Raw genomic sequence first — 18,489 nt, 5'->3', positions numbered from 1 at the left:
GGAGACTCGCCATGCTTCACATTTTCTGTCCCCACTGTGGCGAACTGCGCTCCGAAGAGGAGTTCCACGCCGCCGGCCAGGCGCACATCGCTCGGCCGCTGGACCCGAACGCCTGCACCGACGAGGAGTGGGGCGACTATCTGTTCTTCCGCGACAACCCGCGCGGCCTGCACCACGAGCTGTGGCTGCACGCGGCCGGTTGCCGCAAGTATTTCAACGCCACCCGTCACACCATCAGCTACGAGATTCTCGAGACCTACAAGATCGGCGAGAAACCCAGCGTGACCGAGGCTGGCGGTAGCGAGAAGAAGCCCGTAGCGAAAGGAGTAACGGCATGAGCCAGGTCAATCGTCTGTCCCGTGGCGGCCGCATCGACCGCAGCCAGCCGCTGACCTTCACCTTCAACGGCGAGACCTACCAGGGCTACGCCGGCGACACCCTGGCCGCGGCCCTGCTGGCCAACGGCGTCGATGTGATCGGCCGCAGCTTCAAGTATTCCCGCCCGCGCGGCATCGTCGCCGCCGGTGCCGAAGAGCCGAACGCCGTGTTGCAGATCGGCTCCCGCGAAGAGACCCAGATCCCCAACGTGCGTGCCACCCAGCAGGCGCTGTACAGCGGCTTGGTGGCGGCCAGCACCAACGGCTGGCCGAGCGTCAACAACGACCTGATGGGCATTCTCGGCAAGGTCGGCGGCAAGATGATGCCGCCCGGTTTCTACTACAAGACCTTCATGTACCCCTCGTCGCTGTGGATGACCTACGAGAAGTACATCCGCAAGGCCGCCGGGCTGGGCCGCGCGCCGCTGGAAAACGACCCGGACATCTACGACCACATCAACCAGCACTGCGACGTGCTGGTGATCGGCGCCGGCCCGGCCGGTCTCGCCGCCGCCTTGGCCGCGGGCCGCAGCGGGGCGCGGGTGATCCTTGCCGATGAACAGGAAGAGTTCGGCGGCAGCCTGCTGGACACCCGCGAGACCCTCGACGGCAAGCCCGCCGCGGAATGGGTCGCCAAGGTGGTCGCCGAGCTGAAGACCTTGCCGGAAGTGACCCTGCTGCCGCGCGCCACGGTGAACGGCTACCACGACCACAATTTCCTCACCATCCACGAGCGCCGTACCGATCATCTCGGCGAAACCGCTCCGCTGGGCGCCTTCAGCGCGCCCCAGGCCCGTCACCGCGTGCACCGCGTGCGTGCCGGCCGGGTGGTGCTGGCCGCCGGCGCCCACGAGCGGCCGCTGGTGTACGCCAACAACGACGTGCCCGGCAACATGCTGGCCGGCGCCGTCTCCACCTACGTGCGTCGCTACGGCGTGGCGCCGGGCAAGAAACTGGTCCTGGCCACCAACAACGATTACGCCTACCGCACCGCCCTCGACTGGCTCGATGCCGGCCTGCAGGTGGTGGCGGTCGCCGATGCGCGTTCCAACCCGCGCGGCAGCTGGGTCGAGGAAGTACGTTCCCGCGGCGTGCGCGTGCTCACCGGCAGCTCGGTGATCGACGTGCGCGGCGGCAAGCGGGTGGAAGCCGCCCGTGTGGCGGCCATCGACCCGGTGGCGATGAAAGTCACCAGCCCCGGCGAGTGGCTGGATTGCGATCTGGTCGCCAGCTCCGGCGGCTACAGCCCAGTAGTGCACTTGGCGTCGCACCTGGGCGGCCGTCCGGAATGGCGCGAAGACATCCTGGCCTTCGTGCCCGGCGAGGGCAACGGTTTGCAGAAGCGCATCGACGCCGGTGCGGTGAACGGTGTGTTCAAGCTCGGCGACGTGATCGCCAACGGCTTCGAAGCGGGCGTCAAGGCGGCCGCCGAAACCGGCTTCAAGGCGACGGCGGGCGACCTGCCGCGCACCGAGAAGCGTGTCGAGGAAGCGGCTATCGCGCTGTTCCAGGTCCCCCACGAGAAGCCCACGGCGCGTGCGCCCAAGCAGTTCGTCGACCTGCAGAACGACGTCACCGCCGCCGGCATCGAACTGGCCACCCGTGAAGGTTTCGAGTCGGTCGAGCACGTCAAGCGCTACACCGCGCTGGGCTTCGGTACCGACCAGGGCAAGCTGGGCAACATCAACGGCCTGGCCATCGCCGCCCGTTCGATGGGGATCAGCATCCCGCAGATGGGCACCACCATGTTCCGCCCGAACTACACCCCGGTGACCTTCGGCGCCGTGGCCGGCCGTCACTGCGGCCACCTGTTCGAGCCCAAGCGTTACACCGCGATGCAGGCCTGGCACGTGGCCAACGGTGCCGAGTTCGAGGATGTCGGCCAGTGGAAGCGTCCCTGGTACTTCCCGAAGAAGGGCGAAGACCTGCATGCTGCCGTGGCCCGCGAGTGCCTGGCGGTGCGCAACAGCGTCGGCATCCTCGACGCCTCGACCCTCGGCAAGATCGACATCCAGGGCCCGGATGCCCGTGAGTTCCTCAACCGTGTCTACACCAACGCCTGGACCAAGCTGGACGTGGGCAAGGCGCGCTACGGCCTGATGTGCAAGGAAGACGGCATGGTCTTCGACGACGGCGTGACCGCCTGTCTGGCTGACAACCACTTCCTGATGACCACCACCACCGGCGGCGCCGCCCGCGTACTGCAGTGGCTGGAGCTGTACCACCAGACCGAGTGGCCGGAGCTGAAGGTGTACTTCACCTCGGTCACCGACCACTGGGCGACCATGACCCTGTCCGGCCCGAACAGCCGCAAGCTGCTGGCCGAGGTCACCGATATCGATCTGGACAAGGACGGCTTCCCGTTCATGACCTGGAAAGAGGGCAACGTCGCCGGCGTACCGGCGCGGGTGTTCCGTATCTCCTTCACCGGCGAGCTTTCCTACGAAGTGAACGTCCAGGCCGACTACGCCCTGGGCGTCTGGGAAAAGTTGATCGAGGCCGGCAAGAAGTACGACCTGACCCCGTACGGCACCGAGACCATGCACGTGTTGCGTGCGGAGAAGGGCTTCATCATCGTCGGCCAGGACACCGATGCCTCGGTGACCCCGGACGACCTGAACATGGGCTGGTGCGTCGGCCGCACCAAGCCGTTCTCCTGGATCGGCTGGCGCGGGATGAACCGCGAGGACTGCCTGCGCGAAGACCGCAAGCAACTGGTCGGCCTCAAGCCCATCGATCCGCTCAAGGTCCTGCCGGAAGGCGCGCAACTGGTGTTCGATCCCAAGCAGTCGATCCCCATGACCATGGTCGGCCACGTCACCTCCAGCTACATGAGCGCCACCATGGGCCACAGCTTCGCCATGGCGGTGGTCAAGGGCGGCCTCAAGCGCATGGGCGAGCGGGTCTTCGCACCCCTGGCCGATGGCAGCGTGATCGAGGCGGAGATCGTGTCTTCGGTGTTCTATGACCCGAAGGGGGAGCGGCAGAACGTTTGACCGATGTGTATGGCTGGACTCCGCCCCCTCACTCTAACCCTCTCCCCAGCGGGGAGAGGGGATGGCAACGGTGTTGCGGTCATGCACGTACAACTCCCTCGCCCCTTTGGGGAGAGGGCAGGGGTGAGGGGGCGATGCTTCGGCGAGCGCATAAAACCCGCCACACCAAGAATTCCAACGGCGCCCCACAGCGCCCAGGCAGGTGAACCATGACCGCAGTCAACGTCTACAAACAACGCCCGGACAAGATCGAAGGGCAATCCCCGCTGCACCACGCCGGCCTCGCCGAGCTGGTGGGCAAGGGCAAATCCGGTGCCGGTGTGCACCTGCGCGAGAAGAAGCTGCTCGGCCATCTGACCCTGCGCGGCGATGCCAAGGACCCGGCCTTCGCCGGCGGCGTGCACAAGGCTCTCGGCGTCGAGTTGCCGGTGGCGCTGACCCTGGTTGCCAACGGCAGCCTCTCGCTGCAATGGCTGGCCCCGGACGAGTGGCTGCTGATCGTTCCGCGTGGCGAGGAGTTCGCCACCGAGAAGCGTCTGCGCGAAGCCCTCGGCAACGAGCTGCACTATGCGGTGGTCAACGTTAGCGGCGGCCAGACCCTGCTCGAACTGAGCGGTCCGAAGGTTCGCGAGATGCTGATGAAGTCCACCTCCTACGACGTCCATCCGAGCAATTTCCCGGTGGGCAAGGCGGTGGGGACCCACTTCGCCAAGACCCAGCTGGTGATCCGGCATACCGCCGAGGAAACCTGGGAGCTGGTGGTACGGCGCAGCTTCGCCGACTACATCTGGCTCTGGCTGCAGGACGCCAGCGCCGAGTTCGGGTTGGCGATCGAGGCGTGAGCCGCAGGGTGGATGGATAGCAAGCCGTCCACCCCATACCCCGAGCAGCCTGGGAGATCGACATGAGCCGCACCCCCGATACCTGGATTCTCACCGCCCATAGCCCGAGTCTGCTCGGCACCGTGGACGTGGTGACGCGCTACCTGTTCGAACAGGGCTGCTACGTCACCGAGCACCACAGCTTCGACGACCGCCTGGCCAGTCGCTTCTTCATCCGCATCGAGTTCCGCGCGCCGCAGGGCTTCGACGAGGCGGTCTTCCGCGTCGGCCTGGCCGAGCGGGTGGCGCCGTTCGACATGAGCACCGAGCTGACCCCGCCCGGCTACCGCGCCAAGGTGGTGATCATGGTCTCCAAGGCCGATCACTGCCTGAACGACCTGCTCTACCGCCAGCGCATCGGCCAGTTACCGATGGATATCACCGCGGTGGTCTCCAACCACCCGGACCTGGATCCCCTGGCGCGCTGGCACGGCATCCCCTACTACCACTTCCCGCTCGACCCCAACGACAAGCCCTCCCAGGAGCGCCGGGTGATGCAGGTGGTGGAAGAGACCGGTGCCGAGCTGGTGATCCTCGCCCGCTACATGCAGGTGCTTTCGCCCGAGCTGTGCCGCAAGCTGGACGGCCGCGCGATCAACATCCATCACTCGCTGCTGCCTGGCTTCAAGGGCGCCAAGCCGTACCACCAGGCGTACCAGAAGGGCGTCAAGCTGGTCGGCGCCACCGCCCACTTCATCAACAACGACCTCGACGAGGGCCCGATCATCGCCCAGGGCGTCGAGCCGGTGGACCATTCCCACTATCCGGAAGACCTGATCGCCAAGGGCCGCGACATCGAATGCCTGACCCTGGCCAAGGCAGTGGGCTACTTCCTCGAGCGGCGTGTGTTCCTCCACGCCAACCGCACCGTTGTTTTGTAGGGGCGAATTCATTCGCCCAACGTGGCCAGCGGGTGAATGAATTCACCCCTGCACATACCGATTCACCTTTTGGCGCCGTCCTTGGCGCTTGCGACAAAGCCGACAGATGTTCCGAACGGGGCCGCGCGGCCGCCGGCTGCGCCTCCGCCTTCACAACAAGAAAGGAGAACAACGCATGTCTGGTAATCGTGGTGTCGTTTATCTCGGCGCGGGTAAGGTCGAGGTCCAGAAGATCGACTATCCCAAGATGCAGGACCCGCGCGGTCGCAAGATCGAGCACGGGGTCATCCTCAAAGTGGTTTCCACCAATATCTGCGGTTCCGACCAGCACATGGTGCGCGGTCGTACCACCGCCCAGGTCGGCTTGGTACTGGGCCACGAGATCACCGGTGAGGTGATCGAGAAGGGCAGTGATGTGGAGAACCTGAAGATCGGCGACCTGGTTTCCGTCCCCTTCAACGTCGCGTGCGGACGCTGCCGTTCCTGTAAGGAAATGCACACCGGTGTCTGCCTGACCGTCAACCCGGCCCGTGCCGGCGGTGCCTATGGCTACGTCGACATGGGCGACTGGACTGGCGGCCAGGCCGAGTACGTGCTGGTCCCCTACGCCGACTTCAACCTGCTCAAGCTGCCGGATCGCGACAAGGCCATGGAGAAGATCCGTGACCTGACCTGCCTGTCCGACATCCTGCCCACCGGCTACCACGGCGCGGTCACTGCGGGCGTCGGCCCGGGCAGCACCGTCTACGTGGCCGGTGCCGGCCCGGTCGGCCTGGCCGCCGCTGCTTCCGCCCGCCTGCTCGGCGCCGCGGTGGTGATCGTCGGTGACGTCAACCCGGTACGTCTGCAGCACGCCAAGGCCCAGGGCTTCGAAATCGCCGACCTGTCCCAGGACACTCCGCTGCACGAGCAGATCGCCAACCTGCTGGGCGAGCCGGAAGTGGACTGTGCGGTGGATGCGGTGGGCTTCGAGGCACGTGGCCATGGTCACCAGGGCGCCCAGCACGAAGCGCCGGCAACGGTGCTCAACTCGCTGATGCAAGTCACCCGCGTGGCCGGCAAGATCGGCATCCCCGGCCTCTACGTGACCGAAGACCCGGGCGCGGTGGACGCGGCGGCGAAGATCGGCAGCCTGAGCATCCGCTTCGGCCTCGGCTGGGCCAAGTCGCACAGCTTCCACACCGGCCAGACCCCGGTAATGAAGTACAACCGTGCGCTGATGCAAGCGATCATGTGGGACCGCATCAACATCGCCGAAGTGGTCGGCGTACAGGTGATCAGCCTGGACGACGCGCCCAAGGGCTACGGCGAGTTCGATGCCGGCGTGCCGAAGAAATTCGTCATCGACCCGCACAAGACGTTCAGTGCAGCTTAAAAGCAGCGGCAAGCGCTAAGCCACAAGCTGCAAGCCGGAGTGGTTCTACGCTCTGGCTTGTGGCTTCTGCTATTTCTCAGCTCCAACCCCGCGCGAACTGGCCCCTACAACCCCGATGCTGCCTATGACTCCGCGCGTAGCGCTCCGATGCGGGCGTCCTTCTCTTCCCACAGCTTCGACACCCAGCCCTGCACGAACTGGCGGAATTCCGGGTCGTTTTCGTAATCGCCGCTCCACAGTGCCGGGTCCAGCGACCGGGTGTGGATGTCGACGATCACCTTGGAAACCTGTCCGCTGGCCAGGTCCCAGAAGCCGGGAATGCGGCCTTCCGGGTAGACCAGGGTGACATCGAGGATGGCGTCGAGTTGCTCGCCGAGGGCGGCCAGCACGAAGGCCACGCCGCCTGCCTTGGGCTTGAGCAGGTACCGATAGGGCGAGCCTTGCTGGGCCTGCTTGGCCGGGGTGAAGCGGGTGCCTTCCAGGTAGTTCACCACCGTCACCGGCATGCGCTTGAAGCGCTCGCAGGCGGTCTTGGTAATTTCCAGGTCCTTGCCTTTCAGATGCGGATTCTTTTCCAGGAAGGCCTTGGAATAGCGCTTCATGAACGGGTAGTCCAGCGCCCAGAAGGCGAGACCGAGGAAGGGCACCCAGATCAACTCCTTCTTCAGGAAGAACTTGAAGTAGGGCGTTTTGCGGTTGAATGCCTGGACCAGCGCCGGGATATCGACCCAGGACTGGTGGTTGCTGATCACCAGGTAGGAAGTGTCCTGACGCAGGTTCTCGCCGCCGCGGATATCCCAGACCGTCGGGGTGAAGGTGGCGAAGATCAGCTTGTCGATTTCCGCCCAGGTCTCGGCGATCCACATCACGTCCCGCGAGCAGAGATCGCGCAGGCGCTGGCCGGGCAGCACCAGCTTGAGCAGGGCGAGCAGCATCATCGGACCGATGAGAACCAGGGTGTTGAGCAACAGCAGCAGGATGACGACGAGGCCGGTCAACGGGCGGCGCATGGCAACTCCTTGTGGTGCGCGGGCGGCCCATGATAAGCAGGCTCACGCCCGAGACCAAGCGAAGCGGCGCCGCGACCGGCGGCCGAACGATTCACCAGGGTCCGGGTCCTAGCCACTGTCGCTTGAATTTGGGGGAACCCTTCGTGAAGCACGTTTTTCTGTCCGCCTGCCTGTTGTTGCCGTTGACCGCCTTCGCCGCCAAGGACCCCACCCTCTATGGGCGCTACGAGTATGTCCGCCTGCCTGAGATCGGCCAGGTCATGAAGGCGAAGATGGACACCGGCGCCCGCACCGCGTCGCTGTCGGCCAAGGATATCGAGCGCTTCGAGCGCGACGGCGAGGACTGGGTGCGTTTCCGCCTGGCCGGGAAGAGGGCCGACGACACCCTCTACGAACACCGCCTGGCGCGGATCAGCAAGATCAAGAACCGCGCCGACGAGGAAGACGACGAAGAAGGCGACAAGGCCGAAATCTCCCGCCGCCCGGTGATCGACCTGGAAGTCTGCCTGGGCGGTGAGCGGCGCGTTATCGAGGCCAACCTGACCGACCGCAGCGCCTTCAACTATCCGGTACTGATCGGTGCCAAGGCGCTGCGCGAGTTCGATGCGGCGGTAGACCCGGCCCGCAAGTTCACTGCCGGCAAGCCACAATGCTGAAGCTGCTCTGTATGTGAATCGCCGCGCCCGGTCGGTTTTCCATAGAGAACCTATTCTCACTCCAGAAACCTCGGAAACGGCCGATAGCTATGATGGCAATCGGCCTGTTTCTTGCTTCGTGTCCCTTTCTCCCGCGGCCCGGATGGCGCGGTACCGGATTCGTTGAGGTGTCAGCATGACTGGAGTACTCAAGCCGGGCGTACGTCTTCTCGAACGCTTCAGCTTCGCGCGCAAATTCCAACTGGTTTTCCTGCTCTTCCTGCTGCCCATGGGCTACGCGCTCTGGACCATCGTCAGCGACCATGTCGAACGGCTTTCGCTGATGGACCAGGAACGCGCCGGCATGCACACGGTGCAGGTACTGAGCGACGTGCAGAAGGCGCTGCTGGAGCAGCGCACCCTGTTCGCCCGCTGGAAGGGGACCGAGAAACAGGCCGAAGCCCTGCTGACCCAGCGCGCGGGCGCCTTGGACGAGGCCCTGGCCCAGGTCCAGGCGACCTTGCAGCGCGAGCCGCTGGGTGACGCGGCGACGCGGCAACTGGAGGCGTTACAGGGGATGCGCGGTGAGCTGGCGGTCGAGGCCGTGGGCCGGATGGCGCTACCGGATGCCCTGGAGCGTTACCAAAAGGTACTGCTGCAACTGACGGCGTTACGCGAGCAGGTGGCCACCGACAGCGGCCTGATCCTCGATCCGAAGCTCGATACCTACCTGATGATGGAGCAGCTCACCGCGAGCCTGCCGCGCCTGCTGGAAAACCTCGGCAGCTTCGCCAGCCAGGGGCACGGTGCGGTGGTGTCCCAGCATTTCACTTTGCAGAGCCGGGTGGTGATCCGCGACCTGCGCCGGGCGCTGGAAGAGTCGCGCGCACAGTTGCACAAGGTGCGTACCACCCTGGAGCGGGAGGCGCCGGCGGTAGCCGCTTCCCTGCGGGAGCCCGGCGACAGGGCCCAGGGCGGGCTCGACCGCTTTCTCGAACGGATCGACCGCGAGATGTTCGACAGCAACCCCATCGCCCTGACTCCCGAGGCATTCATCCAGGCAGTGGAGCAGCTCGAAGGCGACCTGCGGGGCTTCGAGCAGGCACTCTTCGGCGAATTCGACCAGCGGGTCGCCGGCTACCGGGACGAGGACAGGGCGGTGCTGGTCGAAGTGGTGGCGGCCTTCACTGTCCTGACCCTGCTGGCGCTGTACGTGCTGTTCTGCCTGAACGCCTCGATTCAGCGCAGCACGGCGAGTATCACGGCGGCGGCGGAGGGCTTGCGTGCCGGTGACCTGAGCGTGCGTGTGGCGGTGCAGGGCCAGGACGAGCTGGCCGGGATCGCCGCCTCGCTGAACACGGCGGTGGCGCAGTTGCGCGAGTCGCTGGAGGGCGTCAACACGGAAAGCCGGCAACTGGGCGGCACGGTGCAGCTGCTCAACGCCCAGGCCCAGGACTCCCTCGGGGCAGTGGAACAGCAGCAGGGCCAGGTGAGCCAGATCGCCACCGCGGCAACCCAGTTGGCGGCCACCGCGCAGAGTGTGGCGGAAAGCTGCGAGCAGGCCGCCGCCGACGCCGGGCAGACCCGCGAGATAGCCGTGCAGAGCAACCAGCGCAGCGCCCGCACCAGCGCCAGCATGCGCCAGCTCAGCGCGCGGCTGGGCGATACCACGGCCACGTTGCAGAAGCTGCGCGAGCAGACCCAGCAGATCAACCGCATCGTCGATGTGATCAAGGGCATCGCCGAGCAGACCAACCTGCTCGCCCTCAACGCCGCCATCGAAGCCGCCCGTGCTGGCGAGCAGGGGCGCGGCTTCGCTGTGGTCGCCGACGAGGTGCGTAGCCTGTCGCAGCGGACCCAGGACTCCACCCAGGAAATCGGCAAGACGGTCGAGGACCTGCAGAAAGTGGTTGGCGAGGCCGTCGGCCTGATGGAAGACGCCTTCCGCCAGGCCGAAACCGATGTCGGCAGCGTGCTGGCCATGGGGGAGGACCTGGACAGCATCGCCGAGGCGGTGCAGCGGGTCAGCGACCGCCTGGCCCAGATCGCCACCGCCGCCGAACAGCAGGCGGCCACCGCCGACGAGGTGAGCGGCAACATCCAGCAGGTCGACCAGGCCGCCAGCCACCTGCTGGCCGGGGCCCAGGCGGTCAGCGAAGCCGCCGAGCAACTGCGCCGGGGCAGCGAGGTGCTGGAGCGCAATACCGGGCGGTTCCGGCTGGGTTAGTTGTCCCTGGCTTCGTCGGGCGAATGAATTCGCCTCGGGCGGGTTTCATTCTTGGTAGGAGCGAGCTTTGCTCGCGAAAGGGGCCATCACAGCAGCTTCGCCAGCAGAGCTGGCTCCTACAAAAAGCGGGCGGGTGCCGTGTGCACATTCATTCGCCTACCGCCCGGAGCGATCAGCCGGGCGGCTTGACGCCCGTTCCGCCCTGCCGCAGTCTCCCCGCCAATCCGTCGCATCCGCAGGACGCCCATGCCGCACATTCTCATCGTCGAAGACGAAGCCGCCATCGCCGATACCCTGGTCTATGCCCTCCAGGCCGAGGGCTTTCGCACCACCTGGCTGAGCCTCGCCGGCGAGGCGCTGGCCTTCCAGGAGGCGACGCCGGCGGACCTGCTGATCCTCGACGTCGGCCTGCCCGATATCAGCGGCTTCGAAGCCTGCAAGCGGCTGCGGCGGTTCTCGGACGTGCCGGTGATCTTCCTCACCGCCCGTGACGGCGAGATCGACCGCGTGGTGGGCCTGGAGATCGGTGCCGACGATTACGTGGTGAAGCCGTTCAGCCCGCGCGAGGTGGCGGCCAGGGTCAAGGCGATCCTCAAGCGGGTCGCGCCAAGGGCGGAACCGGCGACGCCGAACGGTCCGTTCCAGGTCGAAGAGGCGCGTTTCCTGATCCACTACCATGGCCAGCCGCTCGGTCTGACTCGCCATGAGTTCCGCCTGTTGCAGGCGCTGCTCGGCCAGCCGCAACGGGTGTTCAGCCGCGAGCAGTTGCTCGACGCCGTGGGTGTGCCCGCCGACGCCGGCTACGAGCGCAACATCGACAGCCACATCAAGAGCCTGCGCGCCAAGCTGCGCCAGGTCGCCGCCGAGGCCGAGCCAATCCAGACCCACCGCGGCCTTGGCTACAGCTACGACCCGGAGCGCGCCTGATGCCGCTCGGCATTCGCATCTTCCTCGCCTATTTCCTCTTCGTCGGCCTGGCCGGCTGGTTCGTCCTCGATACGGTGATGGACGAGATCCGCCCCGGCATGCGCCAGTCCACCGAAGAGACCCTGGTGGACACCGCCAACCTGCTGGCCGAGCTGCTGCGCGAAGACTTGAAGAACGGCACCCTCGCCGAAAGCCGCCTGCCCGAATTGCTGCGTGCCTATGGCCTGCGCGAGCCCCGGGCGACCATCTGGGGCGTGCAGAAGACAGCGGTGAACCACCGCATCTACGTTACCGACGCCGCCGGCATCGTCCTGCTGGACTCCAGTGGCTCGGCCGTGGGCCAGGATTATTCGCGCTGGAACGACGTCTACCTGACGCTCAAGGGCGTCTACGGCGCCCGCTCGACCCGCGAGGACCCGAGCGACCCGGATTCCTCGGTGATGTACGTGGCGGCGCCGATCAAGGACGGCGAGCGGATCATCGGCGTGGTCTCGGTGGCCAAGCCGAACCGCACCCTACAACCCTACGTCGAGCGCTCGCAGCGACGCCTGGCCTGGCTCGGCGGCGGCTTGATCGGCCTCGGCCTGCTGGTCGGCGGATTGCTGTCGTGGTGGCTTAGCGGCTCGCTGCGCCGCCTGACGCGCTATGCCCAGGCCGTCAGCGAAGGGCAGCGTGCGGTACTGCCGACGGTGAGCGGCGGCGAGCTGGGCCAACTGGCCGACGCCGTGGAGCGCATGCGTACCCAGCTCGAAGGCAAGGCCTACGTGGAGCGCTACGTGCACACCCTGACCCACGAGCTGAAAAGCCCGCTGGCGGCGATCCGTGGCGCCGCCGAACTGCTCGAGGGCGAGATGCCGGCGGAGCAGCGGCAGCGCTTCGTCGCCAACATCGCCGGCGAGAGCGAGCGCCTGCAGCAACTGATCGAACGCCTGCTCAACCTGGCCCAGGTGGAACAACGCCAGGGCCTGGAAGAGCGCGTCGCGGTGCCACTGCGCGAGCTGGCCGACGACCTGCTGCAAGCGCAGGCCGCGCGTATCCAGGCCGGCGGATTCCAGGTGGAAAACGCCATTCCGGCCGGTTTGGCCGTGCGTGGCGAACGCTTCCTGCTGCGCCAGGCCCTGGCCAATCTGCTGGACAACGCCCTGGACTTCACCCCGGCTGGCGGGCGCATTCGTTTCAGCGTCGATCGCCAAGGGGAATGGGTGACGCTGCGCCTGTTCAACCAGGGCGCAGCGATCCCCGACTACGCCCTGCCGCGCCTGACCGAACGCTTCTATTCCCTCCCACGCCCGGCCAGCGGCCGCAAGAGCACGGGGCTGGGGCTGAACTTCGTGCAGGAAGTGGCGGAGTTGCATGGGGGCGAGTTGCGGGTAGCGAATGTCGAAGAGGGGATAGAGGTAGTCCTGGCCCTGGTCGGTCCGTAGGGTCGCAGGGCGAATGAATTCGCCCCTACAGTTCGATGGCCATGGTGGAAGGTTCGGAGAAAAGTTCGGAGGAAAGTTCGGAGAAAATCCTCGCACTCTTGCGGGCCGAGCCCCGGCTTTCGGCCCGTGCCTTGGCCGAGCGCCTTGGTGTGACGTCGCGAGCAGTGGAAAAACAGATCGGCAGGCTGCGCGATCAGGGACGGTTACGGCGTATCGGCCCGGCGAAAGGGGGGTATTGGCAAGTCGACGATTTCCCCTAGTCCACACAATCTCCATCCACTCTCCACACAAGCCGCACGCTCCCTCCATTCCCGCCCGCCAAGCTCTCCGCATTCCCAACAAGGAGAGCCCCATGAACCGAAATCTCTTGATCAAGCTCGGCGCCATCGTCGTGCTGGTCGTTCTCTTGATGATCCCGCTGTTGATGATCGATGGCCTGGTCAGCGAGCGGCAGAGCCTGCGTATCGGCGTGGTCGAAGACATCGCCCGCAGTTCCAGCTTCAGCCAGCAGCTCACCGGGCCGATCCTGGTGGTGCCCTATCGCCGCACGGTGCGCGAGTGGAAGGTGCATGAGACCACCGGCCAGCGTTACCTGGACGAGAAGGAAATCCGCAACCGCCTGTACTTTCTCCCGGAGCGCTTCGTGCTCGACGGAGAGATGAAGACCGAGCTGCGCTATCGCGGTATCTATCAGGCGCGGCTCTATCACGGCAACAACCAGATCAGCGGGCGCTTCGAGATTCCGGAGCATTTCGGCATCAGCGAGCACCTGGAGGACTACCGCTTCGAGCGGGCCTTCCTGGCGATGGGCATCAGCGATATCCGCGGCATCAAGAACGACCTCAAGCTGCGCTTGAACGGCCGGCAGTTCAACTTCGAGCCGGGCAGCGGCGACAAGATGCTCGGCAACGGTGTGCATGCACCGCTGGCGCTGGACGGCGCCCAGGCGCAGGCGCTGGACTTCGCCTTCGACCTGCACCTGCAAGGCACGTCCCAGTTCGATGTCACGCCGGTGGGCCGCGAGACCCAGGTACGCCTGAGTTCCGACTGGCCGCATCCGAGCTTCGTCGGCAGCTACCTGCCGAACGAGCGTGAAATCAGCGGGGCTGGCTTCAGCGCGCGCTGGCAGACCAGCTTCTTCGCCACCAACCTGGAGGAAGTCCTGCGTGACTGCACCCGCCGCAACGAATGCTACGAGCTGGCCAATCGCCGTTTCGGTGTCAGCTTCGTCGACCCGGTGGACCAGTACCTGAAGACCGACCGGGCGATCAAGTACGCGCTGCTGTTCATCGCTCTGACCTTCGCCGGCTTCTTCCTCTTCGAGGTGCTCAAACGGCTCTCCGTGCACCCGGTGCAATACGGCCTGGTCGGACTGGCCCTGGCGTTCTTCTACCTGCTGCTGTTGTCGCTGTCCGAGCACATCGGCTTCGAGCTGGCCTACGCCGTTTCCGCCAGCGCCTGCGTATTGTTGATCGGCTTCTACGTCAGCAGCGTGCTGCACAGCCTATTGCGCGGCGGCGCTTTCGCGGCGGCCCTGGCGGCGCTGTACGGGATGCTCTATGGCCTGCTCAGCGCCGAGGACTACGCGCTGCTGATGGGCTCGCTGCTGGTGTTCGGCCTGCTCGCCGCAGTGATGGTGCTGACCCGCAAACTGGACTGGTATGGCCTGGGCAAGAGCCCGGCGACCGCCGCCTGACCCGGATCGGAGGGAATCGAGATGAAACTGATGCTGGAATTCTGTGTGTGCTTCGGCCTCGGCCTGATGGTGGCGGCGCTGATCCTGGTCGGGCTGATGTTCGCCGGGGAGATGGGCTTGGTTCAGAACTTCCTGCTCACCGGCAAACCCTTGGCGCATCTGGCGCTGGAGGTGTTGCCCGGCGAGTTCTGGCTGTGGCTCACCGGCGTCGAGAGCGCCGCGGCCAATCCGTCGGTGCGCTCCTTCCTGTCGCTCTGCGTGGCCCTCGCCCAGGTCGGCCTGTTGCTGGCGCTGCTGATGCAGCGTGGGATGCATCGGCCATGAGCGGGCATGTGGGATTGCGGGAGGATGCGCGGGTGGGGCATTGGCTGGCGGCGAGGGTCGCGGCGTTGTTTCCGCCGCGGGGCGCCTTGATGGTGTCCCGGCCTGCGGTTGGACTGTCTGCTGAAGGAAAGCTGGGTTTGGAGGGCAACGGGATGGGGAGAGACGGGTCTCGATTGCGGCCGGGTTTTGATACTGGATTATCAATCCAATATCAAAGCAGTTGAACCGATACTCAGGTGCAAAGCTCACTTCGGTGTTTTGCTTGTACTTCTGGTTGCGCCTCCCGGCGCCCTCACTTTTCTTTGAAATGCGCAAAGAAAAGTAAGCAAAAGAAAGCGCACCCCATCATCCGGAACTAGGCGTCCCCGCCATCGCTCCGCGAGACTTCCCTCGTTCCGGCACTGCTACGGGGGGCGGCGTACATGGGCCATCCCTGGCCCAATACGCCTCTCGTGGCATCCCTGCCGCTCGTCCCCCTGCGCAGCGCCTCCACTCGGCCTCCTGAAGGGGACTTATCCGTGCCTGACATCCCGTGCACCAAAAGCCAAAAGAAGCTTCTTGATTGCAAGATTCGCATGACTTCCGTCAGCGTCTCCGCCCCTCCTGCTCCTGCATGAACACCGCCACGGTCAGACCCGGCACCTCGAAGCGCTTCCCGACGACCCGCGCCTCTCGGCTGATGGCGTCGCGGGATTCCCGTAGGACGGGATGCAACCGATACCCCGGCTGGGCCCCCGGCAGGCTGATCGTCTCCGCCGTGGGGTTGAAGATCACCATCACGCCGTCGTGGCGTGGATCGAGGTCGGCGCCGGCGGAGCGGCGGTCGTCCAGGCTGAAGGCGAGCACGCCGGGAATCTGCTGCGGGCCGGTGTTGTGGAAGCGCAGGCGGCGCTGGATGGCGTCGGCGCTGCCGAGCTGGAACAGCGGGCTGCCGCTGCGGATGCGCAGCAGTTCGAGGAAACGCTGCTTGGCTGTGAGGATGTCCGTTGGCGACGGTCGGGCGTTCGGGTCGGCGATGACCTGGCGGATCAACGGCCAGTTGTCGCCGTCCTTGTCCGCGCGCGGGAGACCCTTGTTCCAGTTGTTGTCCTGGTAGCTGAAATCCACGGCGTTGAACCAGTCGCCGGAATCGTAGCTGTCCCGCTCCAGGGACTTGGAGCGGAGGATGTCCGAGCCCATGTGGATGAAGGGCACGCCCTGGCTGAACAACGGCACGGCGAGGGCCAGCAGGTGCAGGCGGACCCGCTCGGCCGTGCTCAGGGTGGCCGGCAGCTTGTACTGGTTGTTGTCCCAGAGCGTCTGGTTGTCGTGCTTGGAGACGTAGTTGATGGTCTCCTGCGGGTCGAGGGTGTAGCCGGCTGGCTGGCCGTTGTAGTCCACCTCGGCGCCGCGGCGCAGGCTGCCGTCGGCGCTTTCGAAACGGTAGTCGCGCAAGCCGCCGGCAATGCCGACGCGGATCAGGTCCAGCGCGTGCAGCAGGTCGGCCTGTTCCTGTGGGCTGCCGCTGTTCAGCTCGTTGGGCAGCACGAAGAGGCCGTTGGCGAAGCCCTGGTTTCGACGGATGGCGTCACCGCCGTCGAACGGGCTGCCGCCGCGCACGGCGTCGCGCTGGCGGTCGTTGAAGGTGCCGATGCCGGTGCCGGCCATGTTGCGCTGGGTGGCGTTGATGCCGCGGGCGTTGTCCGCGACTTCACCGAAATTCCATCCCTCGCCGTAGAAGTAGACCTCCGGATCGACCTTGCGCACCGCCTTGAGGGTGTTGAGCAGGTTGGTGCGCATGTGATGGCCCATGAGGTCGAAGCGGAAGCCGCCGATCTTGTAGTGGCGCGCCCAGACCACCAGGGAATCGGTCATCAGCTTCTCCATCATGAAATGCTCGGAAGCGGTGTTTTCGCAGCAGGTGGAGCGCTCCACCGCGCCGGTCACCGGGTCGCGCCGGTGGTAATAGCCCGGCACCAGCTTGTCCAGCACCGACTGGTCGGCGAGCCCGGCCGCGTGGGTGTGGTTGTAGACCACGTCCATCACCGTACTCAGGCCCATCTCGGCCAGGGACTGGACCATGCGGCGGAATTCGCGGATGCGGCGTACTCCTTCGGCATCGCTGGCATAGCTGCCCTCCGGAACGCTGTAGTGCAGCGGGTCGTAGCCCCAGTTGAAGGCGTCCAGGGCGCGCAGGTCGGCGTACAGCGCCTGGGCGTCCGGACCCGCCGGGTCGAAGCGTTCCAGCACGTTGCGGATACGCTCGCCGCCGCAGTAGCCGGACCATTTCTCCCGGACGCCGGCGGACAGTGCGCAGAGCTTCGAGAACGGATCATCGAGGTCAACTCGCCGGGCCGGGTCCTCGTCCACCGTGGCGATATCGAAGGCGGGGAGCAACTGGACATCGGTCAGCCCGGCCCGGCGCAGGTCGCGGAGGTGGCGGACGCCATGGCCCTGCGGCTGAGTGAAGGCCAGGTACTTGCCGCGCAGGTCCGCCGGCAGGTCCGGGTCGCTGGCGCTGAAGTCGCGGATGTGGGTTTCGTAGATCACCCGGGCCTCGGGCCTTGATACGCGAGGCGGGCGCAGGCTGTCCCAGCCGGCGGGCTTGAGATCCGGGGCGTCGAGGTCGACGACCTGGGCGTACTGGCTGTTGCGCGACAGGCTGAGGGCGTAGGGATCGGTGGTCAGGCTGGTCTCCACCCGCCCCGTGGAAGGGTGGTAGACGGTCACTTCGTACTGGTAGTACTGGCGATCCAGTTGGCGGGGGCCGCTGTAGGTCCAGACCCCGTGACGCTCGCGCATCTCCACCGGGGAGCCCGGCAGGCGTCGCTTATCGCGGTCGAACAGGTGCAGGCGGACACGCTGTGCGGTCGGCGCCCAGAGGCGGAAGCGCACATCGTGCGGGCGCACGGCGGCACCCAGCGGGCCGGTGTAGCGGTACAGCGCATCCAGCACGCCGGGCGTCTGTACCTGGGTGGCGGACACCAGGCGGTTGTCGCGGTCGTAGCCGAGCACCAGCAACTGGCTCTTGAGGGCGGTGCGCAGGACGTGCGGGTTGGCCTCCAGGCGATAGGCAGGCTGCCCGGCCAGATGCGGGAAGCGCGCCTTGAGCCGGTCGTTCAGGCCACCGGGCTGCAGGGCGATGGCTTGGCCGCCGCTGACGCTGCGTCGTTCGGCGTCGATGCGGATATCCGCCGCCGGGGCGTAGCGCAGTTCGAGCCGCGCCGCCTCGCCACCGCCGTGCAGAACCAGGGTGTCGGGGTCCAGCCAGTGGGCGCGGGCGCCGTCGATGGCCAGTGTCGGGCCGAGCGGCTCGGCAGAGAGCCGGCGATCGCCGCTGCGGCTGAAGACGCGCCGGCCCAGCTCGTCGAGCCGCCAGACCAGGTCGCTGCCGCCGAGGTCTTTCTCGTCGCCCTTGTGCAGGATCAGGTTCAGGCAGTGGGCGTCGATGCTCAACGGGATGCGATACCAGGCGCCATATTCGGCATCCACGCCCTCCGGGAGCAGGGGCCGCTCCCAGGCGGTTTGCTCGCGTGTGCCGCTGCACGCGGCCGTGTTCCAGAGATGCAGGCCCCAGCCATCGTAGGCGCTGTCACTGCGCTGGTAGTACAGCAGCGCCTCGTCGGGGCCGGGTTCGAGGGGTCCGGCGGCGGCCAGTCCGACCAGGCCTGCGAGCAGGAGAGTGAGCAGAGGCTGCGGCAATCCGAATCTGTGCATGGCATCGTCCCGATGTTGTTCTTGTTGTCACCACGGGTCG

13 protein-coding genes and 2 pseudogenes are annotated in these 18,489 nt (G+C 66.2%); 13 read left to right on the top strand and 2 right to left on the bottom strand.

Annotated elements, in window-relative coordinates:
- The first annotated feature begins 11 nt into the window (after positions 1-11).
- The 5 genes from PIN01S_RS12835 (at position 12) to fdhA (ending at position 6,510) form a co-directional block, all read left to right on the top strand.
- Positions 12-338, top strand: a complete 327-nt coding sequence (locus PIN01S_RS12835) for a sarcosine oxidase subunit delta (protein ID WP_084336065.1) — start codon at positions 12-14, stop codon at positions 336-338.
- Complete coding sequence (locus PIN01S_RS12830; RefSeq protein ID WP_084336064.1) at positions 335-3,373, top strand: sarcosine oxidase subunit alpha; 3,039 nt, start codon at positions 335-337, stop codon at positions 3,371-3,373. The genes PIN01S_RS12835 and PIN01S_RS12830 overlap by 4 nt, the downstream gene beginning before the upstream one ends.
- Positions 3,374-3,582: 209 nt before the next feature.
- A complete protein-coding gene (locus PIN01S_RS12825) occupies positions 3,583-4,215 on the top strand; it encodes a sarcosine oxidase subunit gamma (protein ID WP_084336063.1) in 633 nt (210 codons plus the stop codon).
- 62 nt (positions 4,216-4,277) lie between these two features.
- Positions 4,278-5,135, top strand: coding sequence for a formyltetrahydrofolate deformylase (locus tag PIN01S_RS12820; RefSeq protein WP_084336062.1), 858 nt, complete (start codon positions 4,278-4,280; stop codon positions 5,133-5,135).
- A gap of 175 nt (positions 5,136-5,310) precedes the next feature.
- The gene (gene fdhA, locus PIN01S_RS12815) at positions 5,311-6,510 is read left to right on the top strand and encodes a formaldehyde dehydrogenase, glutathione-independent (protein ID WP_084336061.1); all 1,200 of its coding nucleotides are present in this window, start codon (positions 5,311-5,313) and stop codon (positions 6,508-6,510) included.
- A gap of 122 nt (positions 6,511-6,632) precedes the next feature.
- Here the strand turns inward: fdhA and yihG are convergent, their stop codons facing one another.
- Complete coding sequence (yihG, locus tag PIN01S_RS12810; RefSeq protein WP_084336060.1) at positions 6,633-7,520, bottom strand: 1-acylglycerol-3-phosphate O-acyltransferase, YihG family; 888 nt, start codon at positions 7,518-7,520, stop codon at positions 6,633-6,635.
- A gap of 143 nt (positions 7,521-7,663) precedes the next feature.
- On the opposite strand from yihG, the gene rloA2 reads away from it, so the two are divergent.
- From rloA2 to PIN01S_RS12775, 8 genes and pseudogenes are all read left to right on the top strand, one after another.
- Entirely contained in the window at positions 7,664-8,176 is a 513-nt protein-coding gene (gene rloA2 / locus PIN01S_RS12805; RefSeq protein ID WP_084336059.1) for a retropepsin-like aspartic peptidase RloA2, read from the top strand.
- A 175-nt stretch (positions 8,177-8,351) separates the two neighbouring features.
- Positions 8,352-9,524, top strand: a pseudogene (locus PIN01S_RS27590) (HAMP domain-containing protein); the annotation flags it as partial.
- 327 nt (positions 9,525-9,851) lie between these two features.
- A pseudogene (locus PIN01S_RS27585) lies at positions 9,852-10,382 on the top strand (methyl-accepting chemotaxis protein); the annotation flags it as partial.
- Positions 10,383-10,628: 246 nt separating this feature from the next.
- Positions 10,629-11,309: a two-component system response regulator CreB gene (gene creB, locus PIN01S_RS12795; protein ID WP_084336057.1), complete on the top strand. Its 681-nt coding sequence runs from the start codon at positions 10,629-10,631 to the stop codon at positions 11,307-11,309.
- A complete protein-coding gene (creC, locus tag PIN01S_RS12790) occupies positions 11,309-12,733 on the top strand; it encodes a two-component system sensor histidine kinase CreC (protein ID WP_084336056.1) in 1,425 nt (474 codons plus the stop codon). The genes creB and creC overlap by 1 nt, the downstream gene beginning before the upstream one ends.
- A gap of 35 nt (positions 12,734-12,768) precedes the next feature.
- Positions 12,769-12,993, top strand: coding sequence for a winged helix-turn-helix transcriptional regulator (locus PIN01S_RS27440; RefSeq protein ID WP_084336055.1), 225 nt, complete (start codon positions 12,769-12,771; stop codon positions 12,991-12,993).
- Positions 12,994-13,085: 92 nt separating this feature from the next.
- A complete protein-coding gene (gene creD / locus PIN01S_RS12780; RefSeq protein ID WP_084336054.1) occupies positions 13,086-14,429 on the top strand; it encodes a cell envelope integrity protein CreD in 1,344 nt (447 codons plus the stop codon).
- A gap of 21 nt (positions 14,430-14,450) precedes the next feature.
- A complete protein-coding gene (locus PIN01S_RS12775) occupies positions 14,451-14,753 on the top strand; it encodes a hypothetical protein (protein WP_084336053.1) in 303 nt (100 codons plus the stop codon).
- A 585-nt stretch (positions 14,754-15,338) separates the two neighbouring features.
- Here the strand turns inward: PIN01S_RS12775 and pulA are convergent.
- On the bottom strand, positions 15,339-18,449 hold the full coding sequence (gene pulA, locus PIN01S_RS12770) for a pullulanase-type alpha-1,6-glucosidase (protein ID WP_084336052.1): 3,111 nt from the start codon (positions 18,447-18,449) through the stop codon (positions 15,339-15,341).
- Positions 18,450-18,489: the final 40 nt, after the last annotated feature.

It is taken from the genome of Pseudomonas indica NBRC 103045 (genome assembly GCF_002091635.1).
In the GTDB taxonomy this organism is placed as follows: domain Bacteria; phylum Pseudomonadota; class Gammaproteobacteria; order Pseudomonadales; family Pseudomonadaceae; genus Pseudomonas_M; species Pseudomonas_M indica.
The sequence above is the reverse complement of the archived record's forward strand: the minus strand, read 5'-3'. Positions and strand labels throughout refer to the sequence as shown.